General features: G+C 68.3%; 13 protein-coding genes. 6 read left to right on the forward strand and 7 right to left on the reverse strand.

The features are described 5' to 3' along the window. The first annotated feature begins 23 nt into the window (after positions 1-23). Positions 24-1,802, forward strand: a complete 1,779-nt coding sequence (locus tag V7S63_RS15780) for an SLC13 family permease (RefSeq protein WP_336530901.1) — start codon at positions 24-26, stop codon at positions 1,800-1,802. A 188-nt stretch (positions 1,803-1,990) separates the two neighbouring features. Next, positions 1,991-3,358, forward strand: coding sequence for a dicarboxylate/amino acid:cation symporter (locus V7S63_RS15785; RefSeq protein WP_336530902.1), 1,368 nt, complete (start codon positions 1,991-1,993; stop codon positions 3,356-3,358). A 10-nt stretch (positions 3,359-3,368) separates the two neighbouring features. On the opposite strand, the gene V7S63_RS15790 is transcribed toward V7S63_RS15785, so the two are convergent. Further along, positions 3,369-3,773 carry an MOSC domain-containing protein gene (locus V7S63_RS15790; RefSeq protein ID WP_336530903.1) on the reverse strand — a complete coding sequence of 135 codons (405 nt, stop codon included), beginning with the start codon at positions 3,771-3,773 and terminating at the stop codon, positions 3,369-3,371. 107 nt (positions 3,774-3,880) lie between these two features. Continuing rightward, positions 3,881-4,924: a cysteine synthase A gene (locus V7S63_RS15795; RefSeq protein WP_336530904.1), complete on the reverse strand. Its 1,044-nt coding sequence runs from the start codon at positions 4,922-4,924 to the stop codon at positions 3,881-3,883. A 203-nt stretch (positions 4,925-5,127) separates the two neighbouring features. Here V7S63_RS15795 and V7S63_RS15800 point away from each other — a divergent pair, with 203 nt between their 5' ends. Both V7S63_RS15800 and V7S63_RS15805 read left to right on the forward strand, forming a co-directional pair. After that, complete coding sequence (locus V7S63_RS15800; protein WP_336530905.1) at positions 5,128-6,372, forward strand: class I SAM-dependent RNA methyltransferase; 1,245 nt, start codon at positions 5,128-5,130, stop codon at positions 6,370-6,372. 18 nt (positions 6,373-6,390) lie between these two features. After that, a complete protein-coding gene (locus V7S63_RS15805; RefSeq protein WP_336530906.1) occupies positions 6,391-7,797 on the forward strand; it encodes an FAD-binding oxidoreductase in 1,407 nt (468 codons plus the stop codon). Here V7S63_RS15805 and V7S63_RS15810 read toward each other — a convergent pair. Genes V7S63_RS15810 through V7S63_RS15820 form a run of 3 tightly spaced genes read right to left on the reverse strand, consistent with a single transcriptional unit; the run spans position 7,775 to position 11,438 of the window. After that, positions 7,775-8,953 (reverse strand): AGE family epimerase/isomerase, encoded by a 1,179-nt coding sequence (locus V7S63_RS15810; RefSeq protein WP_336530907.1) that lies wholly within the window; start codon positions 8,951-8,953, stop codon positions 7,775-7,777. The genes V7S63_RS15805 and V7S63_RS15810 overlap by 23 nt on opposite strands. A 56-nt stretch (positions 8,954-9,009) precedes the next feature. After that, entirely contained in the window at positions 9,010-10,632 is a 1,623-nt protein-coding gene (locus tag V7S63_RS15815; protein WP_336530908.1) for a gamma-glutamyltransferase family protein, read from the reverse strand. 47 nt (positions 10,633-10,679) lie between these two features. After that, positions 10,680-11,438, reverse strand: a complete 759-nt coding sequence (locus V7S63_RS15820) for an SOS response-associated peptidase (RefSeq protein ID WP_336530909.1) — start codon at positions 11,436-11,438, stop codon at positions 10,680-10,682. A gap of 88 nt (positions 11,439-11,526) precedes the next feature. Between V7S63_RS15820 and V7S63_RS15825 the strand changes: the two genes are divergently transcribed. Continuing rightward, positions 11,527-12,012: a hypothetical protein gene (locus tag V7S63_RS15825; RefSeq protein WP_158673655.1), complete on the forward strand. Its 486-nt coding sequence runs from the start codon at positions 11,527-11,529 to the stop codon at positions 12,010-12,012. Here the strand turns inward: V7S63_RS15825 and V7S63_RS15830 are convergent. Further along, positions 12,009-12,755 (reverse strand): TlyA family RNA methyltransferase, encoded by a 747-nt coding sequence (locus tag V7S63_RS15830; RefSeq protein WP_336530910.1) that lies wholly within the window; start codon positions 12,753-12,755, stop codon positions 12,009-12,011. The two genes, V7S63_RS15825 and V7S63_RS15830, sit on opposite strands and share 4 nt — an antisense overlap. A 4-nt stretch (positions 12,756-12,759) precedes the next feature. Further along, positions 12,760-14,670, reverse strand: coding sequence for a 1-deoxy-D-xylulose-5-phosphate synthase (gene dxs, locus V7S63_RS15835; protein WP_336530911.1), 1,911 nt, complete (start codon positions 14,668-14,670; stop codon positions 12,760-12,762). 183 nt (positions 14,671-14,853) lie between these two features. Between dxs and V7S63_RS15840 the strand changes: the two genes are divergently transcribed. Continuing rightward, positions 14,854-16,083 carry an MFS transporter gene (locus V7S63_RS15840; RefSeq protein ID WP_336530912.1) on the forward strand — a complete coding sequence of 410 codons (1,230 nt, stop codon included), beginning with the start codon at positions 14,854-14,856 and terminating at the stop codon, positions 16,081-16,083. Positions 16,084-16,091: the final 8 nt, after the last annotated feature.

A 16,091-nucleotide genomic window follows, 5' to 3' on the forward strand; every position in this document is an offset into this window, starting at 1 on the left:
GCCCCTTCGGATAGCTTGCCCGGATGACGCTGCCACAGATTCTGTCTTGCTCACTAGTCGCCGCGATGATGGCCGCCTTCGTCTGGGGCAAGCTGCGCTATGATGTGGTCGCGCTCCTGGCCCTGCTGGCGGGCGTCGCGCTCGGCGTCGTGCCGGCCAGGGAAGCCTTCAAGGGCTTCTCCGACGACATCGTCATCATCGTCGCCAGCGCCCTGATCGTCAGCGCCGCGGTGGCGCGCTCCGGGCTGGTCGAGACCGCGCTCGCCCGCATATCCCCCTCACTGCGCTCGACGCAGGCGCAGGTCGCGGTCCTCGTCTTCGTCGTCGCCGCCATGTCGGCGATCATCAAGAACATCGGCGCGCTCGCGATGATGCTGCCGATCGCCTACCAACTCGCCCGCAAGGACGGGAAGTCGCCTTCGGTCTTCCTGATGCCGATGGCCTTCGCCTCGCTGCTGGGCGGCATCGTCACGCTGGTCGGCACCTCGCCGAACGTCATCGTCGCGCGCGTGCGGCAGGAGCTCGGCGGCGAGCCCTTCGCCATGTTCGACTTCACGCCGGTCGGCATCGGCATCGCGCTCGCCGGCTGCGCCTTCCTCAGCGTCGCCTACAGGCTGCTGCCGAAGGATCGCCAGGGCTCGCGCTCGCTCGACCAGGCTGTCGGCATCAAGGACTATGTCACCGAGGCGCGTCTCCCCGAGAAGGGGGCGCTCACCGGCAAGACTGTCGCCGATCTCAGGAAGCCGGGCGATGGCGAGGTCGAGGTCGTCGCCATCCTGCGCGATGGCGAGCGCCGCCGGGCGCCGCTGCCCGATGCCAGCCTGCGCGCCGGCGACATCCTGCTGCTACGCGGCGAGCCCAAGGCGCTGGAACGCGTTGTCGCCGCGGGCGAACTCGAGCTCACCGGCCAGCATCGCTCGACGCAGAAGGAAGGTTCGCTCGATCCCGCGCGCACCGGCGAGGCGATCGTCACGCAAGGCTCGCTCCTTGAGGGATTGAGCGCTGCCGAGATCGACCTGCATGCCCGCTTCCACATCAACCTGCTCGGCATAAGCCGCGCCGGCGAGCGCTTCACCGAGCGCTTGCGCGACATTCGCCTGCGCGCCGGCGACGTCGTGCTGCTGCAGGGCGATGAGGACCTGCTGCCCGAGCGCCTGCGCGAGCTCGGCCTGTTGCCGCTGGCGGCGCGCAGCCTCCAACTCGGCAGTACGCGTCGCCGTCTGGTCACCGGCACAATCGTCGCCGCGACGGTCATCGTCGTCGCGCTCGGGCTGCTGCCGGTGGCGATCGCCTTCTTCGCCGCTGCGGTGCTCCTGCTGGTGACGCGCGCCCTGACGCTGCGCGACGCCTATGACTCGGTCGAGGCGCCGATCTTGGTGATGCTGGCGGCGCTGATCCCGGTCAGCGACAGCCTGCGCGTCACCGGCGCGACCGATGTCTTCGCCGGCTTGCTGGCGCAAATCGGCGCCGGCCTGCCCGGCTGGGGCGCGGTCGGGCTGATGCTCGTCGCGGCCATGGCGGTGACGCCCTTCCTCAACAATGCCGCGACCGTGCTGGTGATGGCGCCGATCGGCGCGGGGTTCGCCAAGACGCTCGGCTACAACCCCGACGCCTTCCTGATGGCGGTGGCGATCGGCGCGGCCTGCGACTTCCTCACACCGATCGGCCACCAGTGCAACACGCTGGTGATGGGCCCCGGCGGCTACCGCTTTGGCGACTATGCGCGGCTCGGCGCGCCCCTGTCGCTGTTGGTCATCCTGCTCGCTGTGCCGCTGATCCTCTTCGTCTGGCCACTGCGCTGAACGGAGGCATTCGCGGACATCGATACGAGCTTGGAGAAAATTATTCTCCGCGGAGTAGTTTCATGGAGAAAGGTCCTGCTGCTCTATCGGTGCAATATGGCCGTGTCTGGCTTCCCGCAGTTTGGTGCGGTGCTTATATAAGCGGCAGACATGTGCAGCCGCGCTGCGGCGATTGACGAGTTCCTGCCATGACCACAGTGACGCCCCGAGCCGGCGCGGCGACCGCCGGCCCCAAGCCATTTTTTGCGAGCTTCGGCTTCCAGGTCCTGGCCGCCATGGTGATCGGGCTCGTGCTCGGCTGGATCGCGCGCAATATCGGCCCCGATGCGGCCGGCCAGCCGAACTGGCTGACGACGACTTTGGCGACGACCGGCTCGATTTTCGTGCAACTGCTGCAGGCCTTGGTGCCGCCCCTGATCTTCACCGCGATCGTCGCCTCGATCAGCAATCTCCGGCAGCTCTCAAACGCGGCTGCGCTCGTCTGGCAGACGCTGCTCTGGTTCGCTGTCACGGCCTTCATCGCCGTGCTGATCGGCATCGCGCTCGGCCTGATCATCCAGCCCGGCATCAATTCCGGAGTGCTCGCCGCCAGCGCCAAGGCGCCGGGCGCGGTCGGCTCCTGGCTCGACTTCCTGAAGGGCCTCGTTCCCGCCAACATGTTCGCCCTGCAGGCTTCGACGCGGATCGATGGCGGGGCGGCGACCACCCGCCTCGGCTTCAACGTGCTGCAATTGCTCGTCATCTCGATCGTCGTCGGCGTCGCGGCGCTGAAGGTCGGCGAGCGCGCCGACAGCTTCCTCGCCTTCAACGAGTCGCTGCTGGCGATCACCCGCAAGATCCTGTGGTGGGTGATCCGCCTGACACCGATCGGAACCATCGGCCTGCTCGGCAATGCCGTCGCGCAATATGGCTGGCAGACGCTGCAGCAGCTCTCCTGGTACGCCTTCGCGATCTATCTCGGCCTCGCCATCGTGCTGCTGATCGTCTACCCGGCGCTGCTCATCCTGCACGGCCTCTCGCCGCTGCGCTTCTTCGCCGGTGCCTGGCCGGCGATCCAGCTCGCCTTCGTCTCGCGCTCCTCGGTCGGCACCTTGCCGGTGACCGAAGCCGTGACCGAGAAGAGTCTCGGTGTGCCCAGGGAATACGCCGCCTTCGCTGTGCCGCTGGGCGCCACCACCAAGATGGATGGCTGCGCCGCGATCTACCCGGCGATCTCGGCGATCTTCGTCGCGCAGTTCTACGGCGTCCCGCTCGGCATCCAGGAATATGTGCTGATCGCCTTCGTCTCGGTGATCGGCTCGGCCGCGACCGCGGGCCTGACCGGCGCTACCGTGATGCTGACCCTGACCTTGTCGACCCTCGGCCTGCCGCTCGCCGGTGTCGGCCTGCTGCTGGCGATCGACCCGATCCTCGATATGGGTCGCACCGCCGTGAACGTCGCCGGCCAGGCCCTGGTGCCGACCATCGTCGCCAAGCGCCAGGGCATGCTCGACCAGGCGCAGTACGACCGCGCCGGGGACATCGAGGCGATCGACGCTGGCGCGCAGGTGGCATGACGTCGCCCAGTTACAGGCTGGTTGCGGGAAGCCGCTCCAGCCTGTCGCCGATCGCGATCGCTCCGCTTTCGATCACCCGCGCCGTGATGCCGCCATGGCCGCGCACGGCGTTGTAGCCGCCCTGGCCGAGAACCTCCTCCATCCGTGAGCAGGGATGGCATTCGCCGGTCCAGGCGAGGATGGCGCCGCCGAGGCGAAAGTGATGGCCCTTCAAGGTCGCGAGGTTGATGCCTTCGACGACGATGTTGCGGCGCAGCTGCTCCGCAGCGACCCGGTCCAGCCCGAGATGGCTGGCGATCGCTGCGAGATGTTCTCGCTGGATCAGCGTGACCTGCCGCGAACCGCTCCGGCCGCTGTAGCGATCACCGACGAGCCCTTCCGCCGCACTCGCCGTGGCCGTCTCGACGCTGGTCATCGCCGTGCGTCGTGCCGGTCGCAATCCGATCCAGACGACCCGACCTTGACGGATCGGCGCGTTCAGCAGCGCGGAGAGAAGTGATCCGGTCGGCGGGCGCACGGCGTCTAGGCCATTACCTTCGTCAGCACGTCCTTCAGCCCGCCATCGCGCTCCAGCCAGCCGGGCACCGGCAGGTTCTTCGAGCGCAGGAACTCCGGGTTGAACAGCTTCGACTGATAGCGCGTGCCGTAGTCGCAGAGGATGGTCACGATGGTGTGGCCGGGCCCCATCTGCTTCGCCAGCCGGATCGCGCCGGCGACGTTGATGCCGGAGGAGCCGCCGAGGCACAGGCCCTCTTCCTCAAGCAGCTGGAAGCAGAGCGGGATCGCTTCCTCGTCGGTGATCTGGAAGGCGACGTCGATCGGCGCGTCCTTGAGATTCGCCGTGATCCGGCCCTGGCCGATGCCCTCGGTGATCGAGGAGCCCTCGGCTTTGAGTTTGCCGGTGGTGTAGTAGGCGTAGAGCGCGGCGCCCATCGGGTCGGCGAGGGCGATGCGGATCTTCGGGTTGAAGCCCTTCAGCGCGATGGCGACACCGGCGAGCGTCCCGCCGGTACCTACGGCGCAGGTGAAGCCGTCGACCTTGCCCTGCGTCTGCTGCCAGATCTCCGGACCAGTCATCTCGACATGGCCCTGGCGGTTGGCGGTATTGTCGAACTGGTTGGCCCAGATTGCGCCGTTCGGCTCGGTTCTGGCCAGTTCCTCGGCGAGGCGGCCGGAGACCTTCACGTAATTGTTCGGGTTGACGTAGCCGACCGCCGGGACCTCGACCAGCGTCGCGCCGGCGAGCCGCAGCATGTCCTTCTTTTCCTGGCTCTGCGTCTCCGGGATGACGATCACCGAGCGATAGCCGAGCGCATTGCCGACGAGCGCGAGGCCGATGCCGGTATTGCCGGCCGTGCCCTCGACGATGACGCCACCGGGGCGCAGCGCGCCGCTCTTCTCGGCCTCGCGGATGATGGCGAGCGCGGCGCGGTCCTTGACCGACTGGCCGGGGTTCATGAACTCGGCCTTGCCGAGGATCTCGCAGCCGGTTTCCTGCGAGGCGCGCTTCAATTTGATCAGGGGTGTGTTGCCGATCGCTTCGACGACGCCGTTGCGGATAGTCATGTCAGGCAACTCCAGCCATTTCCCTGTCGCTCGCCACCTGATAGGCCAAACCCGCAATCACGTCACGAGCCGCGAGCCGGATCGCATCAGGATAGGATATCCTGATGCGTGAATCCGCCTCGCAACATTGAGTGGACCATGATCAAACGGAAAACCGCATGACACTTTTCCTGATCATGGTCTGACCAATGTCCGCCCTCGCCATGAATGAAACGCTCACGATCGCGCGGCTCGGCCAGCGCGGGGACGGCGTCGCCGAGACGACGGGCGGCCCGGTCTTCGTGCCTTTCGCCTTGCCGGGCGAGAGTGTGCGGGCCGTGCGCGATGGCGATCGCGCGCAGGTCGTCGAGATCCTGACACCATCCGCCTCGCGCATCGCCGCGATCTGCCCGCTCTTCACGCGCTGCGGCGGCTGCGCGGCGCAGCATATGGGCGAGGGGCTCTATGCCGAGTGGAAGCGCCAGCAGGTGGTGACGGCGCTCTCCCGCGCCGCGCTGGAAACCGAAGTCGGTCCCCTACTCGATGCCCATGGCGCTGGCCGCAGGCGCGTCACCTTCCACGCCAGGCGTGAGGATGAAGGCATGCGCGTCGGCTTCATGGTGGCAGGTACACACGACCTGATCGAGGTCGAGGCCTGCCCGGTGCTGGCGCCGGGGCTGGAGCGGGCGCCGCTCGTGGCGCAGCATCTCGCCAACCGCCTGCGCGCCTCGAACAAGCCGCTCGACATCCAGCTCACCGCCTCGCAGGCCGGGTTGGACGTCGATATCCGCGGCCACGGGCCAGCCGGCGACAGCCTGCGCCGGCAACTCACCGAAGCGGCCGAGCGGCTCGATCTCGCCCGGCTCGCCATGCATGGCGAGATCATCGTCGAGCGGCGCGCTCCCTTCCAGCTGATGGGCAAGGCCGCGGTGACGCCAGCCCCCGGCGGCTTCCTGCAGGCGACCGCGGAGGGCGAAGCGATCCTGTCGCGCCTCGTACTCGAGGCGATCCCGAAGGCGAAGCGCGTCGCCGATCTCTTCGCCGGCTGCGGCCCGTTCAGCGTCCGGCTCGCCGAAAAGGCGCAGGTTTCGGCTTTCGAGAGCGACAAGGCCGCGATTCAGGCGCTGAGCCGGGCCGCCAACCATACGCAAGGCCTGAAGCCGGTTGCTGCGGAGGCGCGCGACCTCTTCCGCCGCCCCTTGCTGGAGCACGAGCTCAACGTGTTCGATGCCGTCGTGCTCGATCCGCCGCGCGCTGGCGCGGAGGCGCAGGTCAGGCGCCTCGCGGCCTCGAAGGTGCCGCTCATCGCCTATGTCTCCTGCGATGTCGGCAGCTTTGCCCGCGACGCAGCGCTTTTGGTCGCAGGCGGCTATGCGCTTGAGCGCGTGACGCCGGTCGACCAGTTCCGCTATTCCGCCCACATCGAACTCGTCGGCGTCTTCCGCAAGGCCGCCGCCGGCCGCAGATAAGATCGCCTTGGAGGCAGGATGAGCGCGTCCGTTATCGAAGCTCTGGCCGGTATCGTCGGTGCCAGGAACGTCATCAGCGACCCCGACGCGATGGTGCCCTATCTCAAGGAATGGCGTGATCTCTTCCGCGGCAAGGCGCAGGCTGTCGTCCGGCCGGGCTCCGTGGCCGAAGTCTCGGCCGTGATGAGGTGGGCAAGCGAAAACGACGTGACCGTCGTGCCGCAAGGCGGCAACACCGGCCTGGTCGGCGGGCAGATCCCGATCGCCGAGGGCCGGGAGATCATCCTCTCGCTGCAGCGGCTCGATAAGGTGCGCTCGGTCGATCCCGCGGGCGACACCATGACGGTCGAAGCCGGCGTCTCCTTGCAGCGTGCGCAGGAAGCCGCCGAGGCCGCAGGCCGGCTCTTCCCGCTTTCGCTGGCCTCCGAGGGCTCCTGCACGGTCGGCGGCAATCTGTCCACCAACGCCGGCGGCACGGCGGTGATCGCCTATGGCAATGCCCGCGAGCTCTGCCTCGGCCTCGAGGTGGTGCTGGCCGATGGCCGCATCTGGAACGGCCTGCGCCAGCTCCGCAAAGACAACACCGGCTACGACCTCAAGAACCTCTTCATCGGCTCGGAGGGTACGCTCGGCATCATAACCGCCGCCGTGCTGAAGCTCTTCCCGCTGCCGGCGGCGCGCGCCACCGCCTTCCTTGCCGTGCCCGATCCAGTGGCCGCGCTCGCCTTGCTGAACAAGGCAAAGGCCAGTGCCGGCGGCACGCTCACCACCTTCGAGATCATGCCGCGCATCGGCCTCGACTTCGTCGTCCGCCATGCCAGCGGCGCCCGCGATCCGCTCTCCGAGCCATCGCCCTGGTATGTGCTGATGGAGGTCAGCGCCCAAGCCGAAACCGGGCTTAGCGACGCCGTCGAGGCTTTCCTCGGCGAGGCGCTCGAGGAGGGTCTCGTGACCGATGCCGTGCTCGCCGGCTCGCTCGGCCAGCGCGCCGATCTCTGGAAGCTGCGCGAGATGCTCTCGGAGGTGCAGACCCATGAGGGCGGCTCGATCAAGCACGACGTCTCCGTGCCGATCCAGGCGACGCCGGAGTTCCTGAAGCGCGCGATCGCCGCTGTCGAGGCGCTGGTGCCGGGCTGCCGGCCGGTGCCCTTCGGCCATCTCGGCGACGGCAACATCCATTTCAACGTCAGCCAGCCGGTCGGCGCCGACAAGGCCGCCTATCTCGCCGGCTGGAGCGCGATGAACGAGGCGGTGCATGCCATCGTCACCGAGCTCAAAGGCTCGATCTCGGCCGAGCATGGCATCGGACGCCTCAAGCGCTCACTCCTGCCCGGCGTGAAGGACCCGGTCGAGCTCGACCTGATGCGGACGGTGAAGGCGGCGCTCGATCCCAAGGGCCTGCTCAATCCCGGCTCGGTGCTGTAGCGGGCGAAGTTCGTTGGAAGGCCGCGTCGCGCTTGGTGACGCGGCAGACCTCGGCGAGCGCCAGCACCAGATGGTAGAGCACCCGGACAGGGACCCTGTCGCTGATCGGCTGCCCCCGGTCGTCGAGCTGGTTGACCCAGATTCCGCTCTCGCGATCGACGAAGTGCCGGAACATCAGGCGCAGATGCTGGTCGAGCCGTGCTGCGGCATCGGCGTCGCCCTCGAATTCGATGCGCGCGACGAGCGCCTTTAGGTATTCAGTCTGCGGCCAGAGCAGCGCAGCGCCGTTCAGCACGCGCCCTGCCGGGTCCACCTCGTTCACGACGAGCCGCGATGAATTGGCGGTAGCGTCGACCTGACGCTGCCCGAACGCATGGAGCTTGCGCGCCGTCTCGCGAGCTTCGGCCGACCCGGTCAATCGCTCATGGTGATAGAGCAGCCACGTCCACTCGAAATGATGGCCGGGCTCGCGGATCAGTCCGCGCGAGCCGGGGAAGGCCGCCCAGTCCTCGCTGAAAAACTCGCCAAGCGTGCCATTGCCGTCCAGCATCCGCTCCCGCATCAGCTGCACGAGCCTGTCGGCCGTCGTCAGCCAGCGCGGGTCGTGCGACACCGCCGCGAGGGCGTGGCAGGCCTCGAGCAGATGCATATGCGGGTTCTGCCGCCGCGGCTGCGTGCCCAGCGTGTCCTCGCGAAAGCCCCCGGCGGGGTCGGCCAGCTCGCCATCAAGGAAGTCCAGCACCTCGCCGGCGATTGCCAGCACGTCCGTCTCGCCGGTCGCCTTCGCGAACCAGCCGAGCGCGAAAAGCACGAAGGCGAGGTCGTAGAAGTCGGTCTTGCCGTCGACGATTTCGCCACGCTCAGTGCAGGAATGGACGAAGCGCCCGTCGGCGCGCCGGCAGGCGCCGGTCAGGAAGGCGAGGCCGTGGCGCGCGGCGGCAAGCGCCCCCGGGACCCCCAGCAGATGCGCGTGGCTGAAGACATAGGTCAGCCGAGCCGTGACCAGCGTCGTGCGCAGATCGCCGGCCTCGGGCGTTCCATCCGGCCTGAGATATTCGACGAAACCGGGCCGCGCCGGGTCGTAGGCGCGGGCGATCCAGCCCGGCAGCAATGCATCCGTCAGCCAGGACTGAAGATCGTCGGGGGCCGTGCTCACAATGCTTCCATCCTTGGCGCCGCCGGCGAAGGGCCTCGACCTGGCGCTGTGGCCGCTCAGGGCGTCGCGACATAGCCGTCGCGGCGCGGATCGCAGGCACCGGTCAGCCGCCCGCTCGCTGGATCGCGCGACACCGCCTGCATGCCGCCGACACGCATCGTCCAGCCGCCTTCATTGGCGAAGATGCCGTGCCCACGCTCGGCCAGCGCCGCGATCGTCCCGGCAGGAATGCGGTTCTCGACTTCGACCTCGCGGCCGTCCCAGAGCCGGGCGCGCGGGGCCTCGATCGCATGCTGCAGCGGCAGCCCGAAATCGACATGCTGGACCATCGCCTGCACCTGCGTCTGCATGATGCCGTAGCTGCCGGGCGTGCCGAGCGCGAGGACCGGCGCACCGTCCTTGGTCGAGAGCGTCGGCGACATGCACATCGGCAGTTCCGAGCCGGGCAGCGAGCGGTTCGGGCTGCCGGGCTGGACATCGGCCCAGTAGAGGAAGTTGTTGAGGGTGATCCCGGTGCCCGGCACCACGACGCCGCTGCCGAACGGGCTGCCGATGCTCTGCGTCACGCAGATCAGGTTGCCCTCGCGATCGGCGATCGAGAAGGAGGTGGTGTGGCCGGGGTCTTCGCCCGCTGGCGCCTGCGGCATCCATTGCTCGGTCGGGCCGTCGATCGGCTTGCCGTCGCGCACCCGCGCCCGTAGCCGTTCGACGAAGGCGTCGGACAGGATCTCGGCGAGCTTCTCGGGATTGGGGTTGTTGTTGTTGATCCGGACGCCGGCGGCGAGGCGGATGGCGCGGTAGACGATGTCGAGATGCTCGGTGCCGTTGCGTTCGAGCTTGCCGAGGTCGAAGCCGTCGAGGATGCGCAGGGTCAAGAGGAACTGGAAGCCCTCGCAGGCGGGCGGCGGCACGTGCACCTGCCGGCCGCGATAGTCGGCGGCGAGTGGCTCGCGCCAGCGCGGGGCGACCTTGGCGAGATCGGACATGGTGAGCGTGCCGCCCTGCGCCTTGAGATGGCTTGTGATCGTCTCGCCGAGCGCGCCCCGATAGAGATGATCGGGGCCCTTGGCGGCGATGTCGCGCAGGGTCGCGGCCAGCTCGGGCTGGCGCAGGATCTGCCCGAGCGTGACGCTCGTCCCGCCGTCGCGCAGATAGTTTCGCGCCCAGTTCTCGTAGAGATCGGGCCGTTCGCGCAGCAGGGGCGCCTGCTCGTTGAACTCGATCACGCCGAACTCGGCGATCGGGAAGCCGTCCTGCGCGAGCGCGATCGCCGGCGCGAATATCTGCTCCAGCGACAGCCGTCCATAGGCGCGGTTGAGCTCGCACCAGCCGGCGAGGTTGTCGGGCGGAGCGACGGCGAGCGCCCCGCGCTCGAGCTCGGAGCGCTGCGTGAAGCGTTCGAGCGGGAAGCTCGCCGGCACGGGCGGCACGAAATCGAGCACGCGGACGCGTTTCTCGGCAGCGACCCACATGATCGCCGACCCCATGCCGGCGAGGCTCGACATGAACGGCTCGACCACGTTGAGGGCGGACGCGACCGCGCCGACGGCATCGAAGACATTGCCACCCTGGCTGAGGATGCGCGCGCCGGCCTGCGCTGCCAGCGGGTGGGCAGCGGCGACCATGCCGTGCAGGGAGCTCATCGTCGGGCGGCGGCCATCCATATCGTGCGTTCCCACTGTTGGTCTCGTTTGGAACCAGAGTAAGCGCGCGGCTATGGCCAGCGCTAGAACAGGCTGCCCTGTGCATCGTCGGGGCCGCCCCGACGGGAACGCATGGCAGGCTTGGGAGCAGGTGCCGGTTCCGAAGCAGGGTCGAACGGCTCCTGCACCTCCGGGCCGTCATTGGCGACCTTGTTCACGCCTGCGCCGAGCCGGAACATCTCGAAGAAATCGTCTGGCGGCGGGCGCATCAGGCTCTGCACGGCGGCAGGCTCCGCCGAAGGATCGAGCCAGGCGTCGAATGCCTCGGGCGGTACGACGACCGGCGAGCGGTGATGGATCGCCGCCATCTGCCCGTTCGCCGGGCCGGTGACGATCGCGACCGTGTCGATCTCGGAGCCGTCCTGGCTGTGCCAGGTCTCCCACAGCGCCGCGAAGGCGAAGATACCGCGATCCGGCCTGCGGAAGAGATAGGGCCTGTTTTCCTGCTGGCGGCCCTCACCGAGGCGGTGCCATTCATAGAAGCCGTCGGCCGGCATCAGGCAGCGCCGGCGGGTGAGGGCGGCGCGGAAGGACGGTTTTTCGCTGGCGCTCTCGCTGCGGACATTGATGACCAGAGGGTAGTCCTTGGGATCCTTGACCCAGCCGGGAATGAAGCCCCAGCGCATCAGGATGAACTGGCGCCGGCCCTCGTCGAGACGCACCACCGGCACCGGCTGCGTCGGCGCGATATTGTAGCGCGGCGGGAAGTTCGGCTGCTCGCGATAGGCGAAGGCTTCGCGCATCGCCTCCGGCGGCAGGGTAACGGCATAGCGACCACACATCCTCCGGTGTGTTCCGCCTTATCGTGACCGGATCAAGACTTTGTTTGCGGTTGGCACAGCATAGTCGCGGTGCTTCCGGGGCCTCTTCATGTCTGCTTCCGCCACCGAGACATCACCGACTGCGGTGAGCGGAGCTGCTCCGCAACTCTCGACCGACTACCTCAACCGGCACAGCGAGGCGCTGATGCTGCTGGAGATGGTGCCGATCGACCGCGAGATCGTCGGCGACCTCAAGGCCTGGCGCGCCCTCGGCTATGTCGAACACTTCGCTGGCTCGCCGCTGCGTTGCGCCAGTGAGGCCATGGCGGCCTATCGCGGGCTCGATCAGAGCCATGCCCGCAGCTTCGATGCGCTCTGCGCCGCCATGGACCGCCTGATCTACACGGCGACGGCGCTGCTCGACGAGATGCCGGCGGAGGAGGATCCGGGGCTGATCGTCGACGTCGCCAGCCTGTCGCTGCGCCGCCTGATCGCCCGCGCCACCGCCTTCATCAACGCCAATGGCCAGGGCGAGGCGGCCTATATCGATCCAGATGCGGTACAGGCCGATATCGACGCCGTGATGGCGAGCTAAGCTGTTCGCTCGCCGCCAAGCAGGAATTCGCGGTTGCCGTCGCCGCCCTCGATCGGGGAGGGGATGAGTCCTGCAATGGCGAAGCCGAGGCCGGCGGCAGCGTCTGCGATCTCCATGCATATCTGTTGCTGCAGTGCTTCGTCGCGCAGCACGCCCTTCTTCAGCGCCGAACGCTTCGTCTCGAATTGCGGCTTCACCAGCGCGACCAGCCGCGCGTCCGCGGCGAGCAGCGGCGCCACCGCCGGCAGCACGAGCTTCAGCGAGATGAAGCTGACATCGATCACAGCGAGCGCCGGTGCCTGTCCGAACAGGCCAGGATCGAGCGTGCGGATATCCTGACTCTCCAGGCTGGTCAGGCGCAGATGGCCGTGCAGGCTCTCGTGCAGCTGCGCCTGGCCGACATCGACGGCATAGACATGCGCCGCCCCACGCCGGAGCAGCACGTCGCTGAAGCCGCCGGTCGAAGCGCCGACATCGAGGCAGGTCAGTCCGTTGGGATCGAAGCCGAAGGCATCGAGCGCTGCGGCGAGCTTCACCCCGCCGCGTGAGACGTAAGGATGCGCCGCCTGCGCTTCGATTGCGGCCGTGTCGGGGACAGTCTCCGAAGCCTTTCGCAGCACGACACCGTCGGCGCGGACCAGGCCGGCGGTGATGGCAGCCTGCGCCCGCGCCCGGCTTTCGAACAGGCCGCGCTCGACCAGCAGCAGGTCGGCGCGCACCCGGCGTGGCAGGCCGGTGGTCACGGGTTCAGGCGCGGCGAATGATGCTGGCGGGGCCGAGCGCCTGTTCGACGGTGCGCACGATGCCCGCCGCATCGAGCCCGGCTTCGGCGTACATCGCCTCGGGTTTGTTGTGGTCCTGGAAGATGTCGGGCAGCACGAGGCTGCGGATCTTCAGGCCGCGATCGAGCGCGCCCTCGCGTGCCAGCAATTGCAGGACGTGGCTGCCGAAGCCGCCGACCGAGCCCTCCTCGACCGTGACCAGCACCTCGTGCTCCCTGGCGAGGCGCAGGATCAGCTCCTCGTCGAGCGGCTTGGCGAAGCGGGCATCTGCGACCGTGGTCGAAAGTCCGCGCTGGCCGAGCTGTTCGGCGGCGGACAGGCATTCGGCGAGGCGCGTGCCGAGCGAGAGCAGGGCGACCTGCGTGCCCTGCCTGACGATCCGGCCCTTGCCGATTTCGAGTGGAACGCCGTGCTGCGGCATCTCGACCCCGACGCCTTCGCCACGCGGATAGCGGAAGGCGATCGGCCCGTCGTCATAGGCGGCCGCGGTCGCGACCATATGGGTCAGCTCGGCCTCGTCCGCCGCCGCCATCACCACCATGTCGGGCAGGCAGCCGAGATAGGCGATGTCGAAGGCGCCGGCATGGGTCGCGCCGTCGGCGCCGACCAGGCCGGCCCGGTCGAGCGCGAAGCGCACCGGCAGCTTCTGGATGGCGACGTCGTGCACGACCTGGTCGTAGGCACGCTGCAGGAAGGTCGAGTAGATCGCGCAGAACGGCTTGAAGCCTTCCGTCGCCAGCCCCGCGGCGAAGGTCACGGCGTGCTGCTCGGCGATGCCGACATCGAAGGTGCGGCCGGGGAATTCCTTGCCGAAGGCATCGAGCCCGGTGCCGGACGGCATTGCGGCGGTGACGGCGACGATCTTCTCGTCCTCGCGCGCCGCCTTGATCAGGGCGTTGGCGAAGACATTGGTGTAGCTCGGCGCATTCGCCGGCGCCTTGGCCTGCAGGCCGGTGACGGGATCGAACTTGACGACGCCATGGTATTTGTCGGCGCTCGCCTCGGCCGGGGCGTAGCCCTTGCCCTTCTGCGTCACGACATGGACGAGGATCGGCCCGGTCTGCGCATCGCGGACATTGCGCAGCACCGGCAGGAGATGGTCGAGATTATGCCCGTCGATCGGGCCGACATAGTAGAAGCCGAGCTCCTCGAAGAGGGTGCCGCCGGTCCAGAAGCCGCGGGCATATTCCTCGGTACGCTTCGCCTTCTCATGGAAGAAGCGCGGCAGCCTCTCGGCGAGGTACTTGGCGACCTCGCGCAGCGAGCGATAGGTCCGGCCGGAGACGAGACGGGCGAGATAGGCCGACATCGCCCCGACCGGCGGCGCGATCGACATGTCGTTGTCGTTGAGGATGACGATCAGCCGCGAGCCGGTCGCTCCGGCATTGTTCATCGCCTCATAGGCCATGCCGGCCGACATGGCGCCGTCGCCGATCACGGCGATGACGTTGTTCTTCCCGCCCGCGAGGTCGCGCCCGACTGCCATGCCGAGCCCGGCCGAGATCGAGGTCGAGGAATGGGCGGCGCCGAACGGGTCGTACTCGCTCTCCGCGCGCTTGGTGAAGCCGGAGAGCCCGCCCGGCTGGCGCAAGGTGCGGATCTCGGCGCGCCGGCCGGTCAGGATCTTGTGCGGATAGGCCTGGTGGCCGACATCCCAGATCAACCGGTCCCGCGGCGTGTCGAAGACATGATGCAGCGCGACGGTGAGCTCGACCACGCCGAGGCCGGCGCCGAGATGGCCGCCGGTGACCGAGACGGCGTCGATCGTCTCGGCCCTGAGCTCGTCGGCTAGCTGGCGCAATTGCGCATCGTCGAGCCGGCGCAATGCGGCCGGATCGGGCACCTTGTCGAGGAGCGGCGTGTTGGGGCGAGGCACGAGGCTGTCGGATCCTTCGCTGAGATGATCTGGAAATAGAGCCTGAGTGGCGCGCTGGCAAACCGGAGTTGGAAATCCGGCCCGTCATCAGCGCGAGCGCCCTGCCTTCCCACGAAACGGGTGGCTCCCATGCCGGCAAGGCATTTTGGTGTCCTCACAACCGCTTCCGAGGACACTAACGTCATGCAACCGGCCGATATCACGCCATTGCCGACGGCATTTCGCCGCATCGGCTGGTCCAATCTCTTTGCCCAGTTCTCGGAGCAGATCGCCTTGGCCGCGGCACCGCTGGCGGCGGTCCTCCTGCTGGCGGCGGGCCCGGCCGAGACCGGCTGGCTGCAGACGGCGCAGACCTTGCCCTTTCTGCTGCTGTCGATCCCGGCCGGCCTGATGGTCGATCGCGCCTCGCGACGTCGGCTCATGGTCGGCACGGAAGTGCTGCGCGCGGCGTCGCTGCTGGCGATCCCGCTGCTGCTCGCTCTGGGCAGTCTCGACCTGACCTGGCTCGGCGTCCTCGGTGCGCTCGGCGCCGTCGGCACGGTCTGCTACAGCGTCGCCGCCCCGGCATTCGTCCCCTCGGTGGTGCCACGCGCGCGGCTCGCCGACGCCAATCGCTGGCTGGAGCTGGCGCGCAGCGCCGCCTATGCCGGCGGTCCGGCGCTCGGCGGGGCACTCGTCGGCTGGATCGGCATCTCGAGTGCCTATGGCCTAGCGGCCGGGCTCTCCATCTTCGCCGCGCTCATGCTGGCCGGCCTGCCGAAGGATGAGGCGCCGTCCGGCCCGCGGCGCGACCTGCTGCATGATCTCAAGGAAGGCGCGCGTTTCGTCGCCGGCCATGCTCTGCTCAGGCCGATCCTGATGACGGCGGTGTTCTTCAACGTCTCCTGGTTCATCTTCCAGGCAGTCTATGTCGCCTACGCCGTCCAGAATCTCGGCCTCAGCGCGACTGAGGTCGGCATCACCCTGGGCATCTACGGCGCGGGTATGATCGTCGGCGCCGCATGCGCGTCCCATGTCGCCCGCCGGGTCTCCTTCGGGACATTGATCCTGCTTGGCCCGTTCGCCGGCCTCTGTGCAGCCGGCGTGATGCTCGCGACGCTCTGGTTTCCCTCCATCCATCTGGTCGCGGCGAGCTTCTTCCTGTTCGGCGTCGGGCCGATCATCTGGTCGATCTCGACGATGACCTTGCGCCAGGCGGTCACGCCGAATGCGATGCTCGGCCGCGTCTCCGCGCTGATCATGACCGCGACCTTCGGCGCGCGCCCGGTCGGCGCCGCGATCGGCGCTACCGTGGCAACGCATCTCGGCATCGCCGCGTGCCTGCAGCTGGCGACCGCCGGCTTCCTGATCCAGTTGCTCCTCATCGGCTTTTCACGGGTGCCGCGCTTGCGCGACATCTCAGAGCTCGCCTGAGAAGGCGG

It is taken from the genome of Allobosea sp. CCNWLY174 (assembly GCF_037120455.1).
GTDB lineage: Bacteria > Pseudomonadota > Alphaproteobacteria > Rhizobiales > Beijerinckiaceae > Allobosea > Allobosea lupini.

Excerpts from the sequence above, each read along its gene's own strand:
- V7S63_RS15800 (WP_336530905.1), top strand. The coding sequence starts at position 5,128 with ATGAATGAAACGCTCACGATCGCGCGGCTCGGCCAGCGCGGGGACGGC.
- V7S63_RS15790 (WP_336530903.1), bottom strand. The coding sequence starts at position 3,773 with ATGACCAGCGTCGAGACGGCCACGGCGAGTGCGGCGGAAGGGCTCGTC.
- V7S63_RS15795 (WP_336530904.1), bottom strand. The coding sequence starts at position 4,924 with ATGACTATCCGCAACGGCGTCGTCGAAGCGATCGGCAACACACCCCTG.
- V7S63_RS15805 (WP_336530906.1), top strand. The coding sequence starts at position 6,391 with ATGAGCGCGTCCGTTATCGAAGCTCTGGCCGGTATCGTCGGTGCCAGG.
- V7S63_RS15785 (WP_336530902.1), top strand. The coding sequence starts at position 1,991 with ATGACCACAGTGACGCCCCGAGCCGGCGCGGCGACCGCCGGCCCCAAG.
- V7S63_RS15825 (WP_158673655.1), top strand. The coding sequence starts at position 11,527 with ATGTCTGCTTCCGCCACCGAGACATCACCGACTGCGGTGAGCGGAGCT.
- V7S63_RS15820 (WP_336530909.1), bottom strand. The coding sequence starts at position 11,438 with ATGTGTGGTCGCTATGCCGTTACCCTGCCGCCGGAGGCGATGCGCGAA.
- V7S63_RS15840 (WP_336530912.1), top strand. The coding sequence starts at position 14,854 with ATGCAACCGGCCGATATCACGCCATTGCCGACGGCATTTCGCCGCATC.
- V7S63_RS15780 (WP_336530901.1), top strand. The coding sequence starts at position 24 with ATGACGCTGCCACAGATTCTGTCTTGCTCACTAGTCGCCGCGATGATG.